This is a genomic window from Pedobacter sp. 01N416, from assembly GCF_056399685.1.
The window spans coordinates 1-5,014 of record NZ_JBFTRT010000649.1 but is presented as its reverse complement, the minus strand read 5'-3'; the positions used below and the strand labels follow the sequence as shown (position 1 = coordinate 5,014).

Below are 5,014 nucleotides of genomic sequence, written 5' to 3'. Positions count from 1 at the left end.
TTATTCTTTCCTTCTCTCAATCTCTCATTCAATAAATTCTAATTCTCAGATGTGGATAATGTATCATTCTCTAACTCAGGTAATCTTTATTTAATAACTCAATAATTCAATCATTCTCTCATTTTCCCCTTGTATCACCGTTAAAAAAAGCTAATTTTGAAGCTCATGGCGTATAAATTTGTTGATAATTACCGAGAACGTGGAGCGAGAAAAAAACTGGTTGAGTTGTTGAAATCTCGCGGAATTGAAGATGAAAATGTGTTAACAGCCATAGGTAAAGTTCCACGTCATTTCTTTTTTGATGAAACTTTCTGGAACCAAGCCTACAAAGATATTGCTTTTCCAATAGGTGATGGGCAAACTATATCCCAGCCTTACACCGTTGCTTACCAAAGTGAGCTTTTGCACATTAAAAAAGGAGATAAGGTACTCGAGATCGGAACGGGTTCAGGCTATCAAACCTGTATTTTAATGGAACTTGGCGCAAATGTTTTTACCATCGAAAGACAAGAAAATATATACAATAGAACCATTCAGGTTTTACCCGGAATGGGCTACCGACCTACTTTTTACTGTGGTGATGGCTCGAAAGGAATTGCTGCCCACGCACCGTACGACAAAATAATCGTTACCGCTGGAGCTCCTTTGGTTCCGGAGATATTATTAAAACAATTAAAAATAGGCGGCATTCTGGTCATTCCGGTAGGAGATGAGAAAACACAGAAAATGGTTACTGTTATCCGCGTAAGCGAAACCGACTACGAAAAAATTGTGTTGGATACCTTTAGGTTTGTACCTTTAGTGGGCGACCAAGCGTGGTAAACAAGTTTGGAGATCGGAGTTTTGAGTAAAATTCAACTCCTAATTTTAAATGTGCAGTCTGATGTTACCATCTGACTAATAAGTATATTAAGAAAAGATTGGCTATTGGTGAATTAAGAGCAAAAATAGATTTAGTGTCAGATAGGAATATCTGACACCACGAAAAAGACTCAGGACTAAAGGCTCATGACTGCTGACTAAACTACCGCTTCATCGCTCTATCCAACTCACGTTTGGTATCTCTATCTTTGATGCTATCGCGTTTGTCGAATTCTTTTTTACCTTGAGCCAGTGCAATTTCTATTTTAGCGAAACCTCTTTCGTTGATGAAAATGCGTAATGGAACGATGGTATAACCTTTTTCTTCGCCTTTAAGCTTTAATTTTCTAATTTCTTTCTTCTGTAGTAATAAGGCGCGATCGCGTTTAATATCGTGATGATAGAAAGAGCTGTGTGTATATTCCGAAACATGAAGGTTGCGCACATACAGGTTCCCCCCAATAAACATGCAAAATGCATCTGTCATGTTGGCTTTACCTTGTCTGATTGCTTTTATTTCAGTTCCTAAAAGCGCAATCCCTGCTACGTATTTATCTAAAAGATTGTAGTCGAAATATGCTCTTTTATTTTTTATGTTGATGTCGTTTTTCAAAATTGTAATAAAGTATATGTTGTTGTAATATATACTATTGTATATAATTATAATGTTAAGGCTACAAATGCAGCTATAAAATACCGCCTCGTCATGCTGAACTCGTTTCAGCATCTTTTATAACTATAAAGATCCTGATCCCGAATATTCGGGACAGGATGACGACTGTTTATGCGATTTGCCCTCAACCGTTGCAAATATCTTAAAAAATGATGTGATAATTTAGTTTTAATTTTAATAGTTCGGATTAAAGAAGTTAAGTTTGAATAGCCAAATTGTTTTAAAAACTTGACTTCTTTGATATTAGGAAATGCACGGGCAGTTCTTTTGGCAGCCTCAGTCCTGCTTTTGCTCCAACAAAAGCAGAAAAAGCTTTTGGTTTCCGCGTCAATCAGGTTTATTTATGGTGGGCCTGTGCAATAAGAAACCTTTCATCCGCCAACCAGGCTCTTGTTTATGGGAAAAGTGGCAAGAGGTCGTCATTTCGAGCGAAGTGCAATGCAACCGAGAACCCGAAGGCTCAGCGAAGCTAAATCTGTCTCGATAGATCTCTCTCCCGAAAGTTCGGGACTGCGCTTCAGTCGAGATGACGACGATTTTTAAACTAAAACCTCCGAATAAGGAATCAATTAAAATGTTCATCTGTTTGTAAAAGCTAAGGATATATTATTATGTTCGTATTTATTCGTTTAAGTTTGGACTTTAAATCTCAAAAATGAAATTCAGGAACCTACTTTTAATCTTATTGTTAACCGTTACTTTTCAGGTAGAAGCACAGCAACCTACTTTATTGCCACAATTCACTTTTTACAAACTGGATGGAAAACCATTTTCAAATAATGATATTAAACAAGGAAAAAAGAACCTATTTATCTTATTTGATTGTACTTGTGAACATTGCCAGAGGGAAAGTAAAAACCTGAACACCAATTACGCCAAGTTTAAAGACGTTAATATTTACATGATTACCATGGATGAGGGCTATAATCGGGAGATGGTGGAGTAAAGAAGCTAATGACGGTAGTAGGTAAATAATCTTATTTTTTAGCCACAGATAAACACGGATTTTGAAATCAGTATTCATCTTTTTGATCTGTGGYTAATTATTATAACAGTGAGTAAGTTATAAGCTAAAGGACAGGTCTAAAAATTTTACCGGATGATCAAAACCGGAATATTTACCTTATGCCTTACAGAATCAACTGTGGTACCGAAAATAAGGTCTTTCAAGCCTTTATGACCATGCGCACCCATTACCAATAGCTCAATTTCATTTTTGTTGCTGATATCGGCTATGGCTTTACCGGTACTTCCAAAACCGATAAAAGGCGTAGAATCATATCCAAGATCTTCCAGATTAGCCCTGTATTTCTCCAGGTTAGCAGCATCGCTCTGCGTTTCATGGTCCATTACTTCATTACCAAGATAGCGGGCAGCAGCAGTTTCTACGACATGGATAAGATAATAGTGTGCCTCTTTACCACCCTGAATTAAAGCATGCCTGATGGTGTTTCGATCGTTTTTAGAGAAATCTACAGCAATTCCAATCCCCTTAACCCATGGTTTAATTGCAAAATCTTTCATCAGTTTTTTATCTGATGTAAAATGAATTAGTGGAATAATGGCAAAACCCAATTGCAAACTTAATACCACCTGACTCAATACCAGCAAGCCACCAAGCGCATTTTCGCCATAATGTAATATAGTGAAAAATGCAGGAATAATAGCCAAAAGACGTGTAATCATGCGCCGTAACCAAGGTTGAATCCTTAAGTTAATGTGGCCTTCCATAATAATCTGTCCTGCTAAAGTTCCGGTAACAGTAGAGCTTTGTCCGGCGGCGATTAGCGCTATAGCAAATAGGGTTGGGGCAACATTGCCAAAAATGTTCGAAAGTAGTTTATGTGCATCCTGAATTTCGGCCACTTCGTGCAATCCATTTTTATAAAAGGCAGCTGCAGCAAGAATCAGTATGGCGGCGTTAACAAAAAAAGCAAGGTTTAATGCAACCGTTGTATCAATGAGGTTAAATTTTAAGGCTTCCTTAATTCCTTTATTACTGCGCTCAATCTTCCTGGTTTGTACTAATGATGAATGTAAATACAGGTTATGCGGCATTACTGTGGCACCAATAATCCCAATGGCAATATAAAGCGCATCGCCATTTAGTATGGAGGGTTCAAAACCTTTAGCTACCTCTTTAAGTGAGGGTTCTACAATAAACATTTCAACCAGAAAGGAAATTCCGACAATAAAAACCATTGAAACGATAAAGCCTTCCATGGCCCGCATACCTTTATTGAGTAAAAAGAGCAATAAAATGGTGTCGAAAATGGTAATTGAAATACCCCAGATTAATGGCAATCCAAAAAGGAGCTGTAAACCAATGGCCATCCCGATAATTTCGGCTAAATCGCAGGCTATAATTGCGGTTTGTGCTAAGCCAAATAATGGAATATTGGCCCAACGCGGATAAGCTTGTTTAGAGGCTTGTGCTAAATCCAGCCCTCTTACTATCCCCAAACGGGCACTTAACGATTGTAAGAGTAATGCAATGAGGTTCGACATCAGTAAAACCCAAATTAATTGGTAACCGAATTTACTGCCACCTGCTAAATCGGTGGCCCAGTTGCCTGGATCCATGTAGCCAACACTAATTAAATAAGCAGGACCAATGAAAGCTAAAATTCTTCTCCAGCCTTTTCTTTTATCTGTATTTACACTTTGATGTACTTCACTTAACGATTCAGTTTTTGCCATTACTGCTAATTAAAATATGTTTTGCAACTTCTCTACTAATATTAATTTGCTTACCGGATAACAGGATTTCTACTGAACCATCAAAATCGGTCACATCGCTGATCTGGATTTTTTTACCTAAGGTTAAGCCTAGTTTCTCTAAATGTTTTAAAAATGCCGAGCTATGCTGGGTAACACCGGTAATGGTGCCATGATCACCTATTTTTAGTTCGATTAATTTAATAAACTGGGTTTTGGCAAATCTTCCGTTTTTATCGGGAATGGGGTCGCCATGAGGATCGGCTTTCGGAAAGCCTAAAAACTCGTCTAATCTTTCAATCAGCTCAATTGATTTAATATGTTCCAGCTCTTCAGCCACATCATGTACCTCATCCCACTTAAAGTTTAATTTATCAACCAAAAAAACTTCCCATAAGCGATGTTTTCGTACAATATCTATCGCTGTATTTTTTCCTATTTCGGTTAAAGTAACGCCTTGGTATTTAATATAATCAACTAAACCTTTATCAGCTAATTTCTTAATCATGTCGGTTACAGATGCCGGTTTGGTTTGCATTTGCTCTGCAATGGCATTGGTTTGAACGTTTGTTGTTTTCTCTGCCAGATGGTAAATAGTCTTTAGATAGTTCTCTTCCGTGTAACTTTGCATTTATGTTTATCTAATTTTATTTTTAGGTAAATCTAAAAATTTTATTTAAAATATATATGATAAATTATGTTAAAATTTAGAATATAATTTGGTTATGTTTGTATTCTCAAATACCTTTAACACCATATGGC

The 5,014-nt window shown here is 37.0% G+C and carries 5 protein-coding genes; 2 read left to right on the top strand and 3 right to left on the bottom strand.

The features are described 5' to 3' along the window. Positions 1 to 165 precede the first annotated feature (165 nt). On the top strand, positions 166 to 822 hold the full coding sequence (locus AC1DND_RS25290) for a protein-L-isoaspartate(D-aspartate) O-methyltransferase (RefSeq protein WP_029279871.1): 657 nt from the start codon (positions 166 to 168) through the stop codon (positions 820 to 822). A gap of 202 nt (positions 823 to 1,024) precedes the next feature. On the opposite strand, the gene smpB is transcribed toward AC1DND_RS25290, so the two are convergent. Then, complete coding sequence (smpB, locus tag AC1DND_RS25285) at positions 1,025 to 1,474, bottom strand: SsrA-binding protein (RefSeq protein ID WP_029279869.1); 450 nt, start codon at positions 1,472 to 1,474, stop codon at positions 1,025 to 1,027. Between the two features lie 715 nt (positions 1,475 to 2,189). Here smpB and AC1DND_RS25280 point away from each other — a divergent pair. Continuing rightward, complete coding sequence (locus AC1DND_RS25280; RefSeq protein ID WP_477585294.1) at positions 2,190 to 2,480, top strand: TlpA family protein disulfide reductase; 291 nt, start codon at positions 2,190 to 2,192, stop codon at positions 2,478 to 2,480. Positions 2,481 to 2,626: 146 nt separating this feature from the next. Here the strand turns inward: AC1DND_RS25280 and AC1DND_RS25275 are convergent, their stop codons facing one another. Together AC1DND_RS25275 and AC1DND_RS25270 are read right to left on the bottom strand one after the other, a co-directional pair. Next, a complete protein-coding gene (locus AC1DND_RS25275; protein ID WP_477585293.1) occupies positions 2,627 to 4,234 on the bottom strand; it encodes an Nramp family divalent metal transporter in 1,608 nt (535 codons plus the stop codon). Continuing rightward, the gene (locus AC1DND_RS25270) at positions 4,221 to 4,883 is read right to left on the bottom strand and encodes a metal-dependent transcriptional regulator (protein ID WP_029279863.1); all 663 of its coding nucleotides are present in this window, start codon (positions 4,881 to 4,883) and stop codon (positions 4,221 to 4,223) included. The genes AC1DND_RS25275 and AC1DND_RS25270 overlap by 14 nt, the downstream gene beginning before the upstream one ends. Between the last annotated feature and the right edge of the window lie 131 nt (positions 4,884 to 5,014).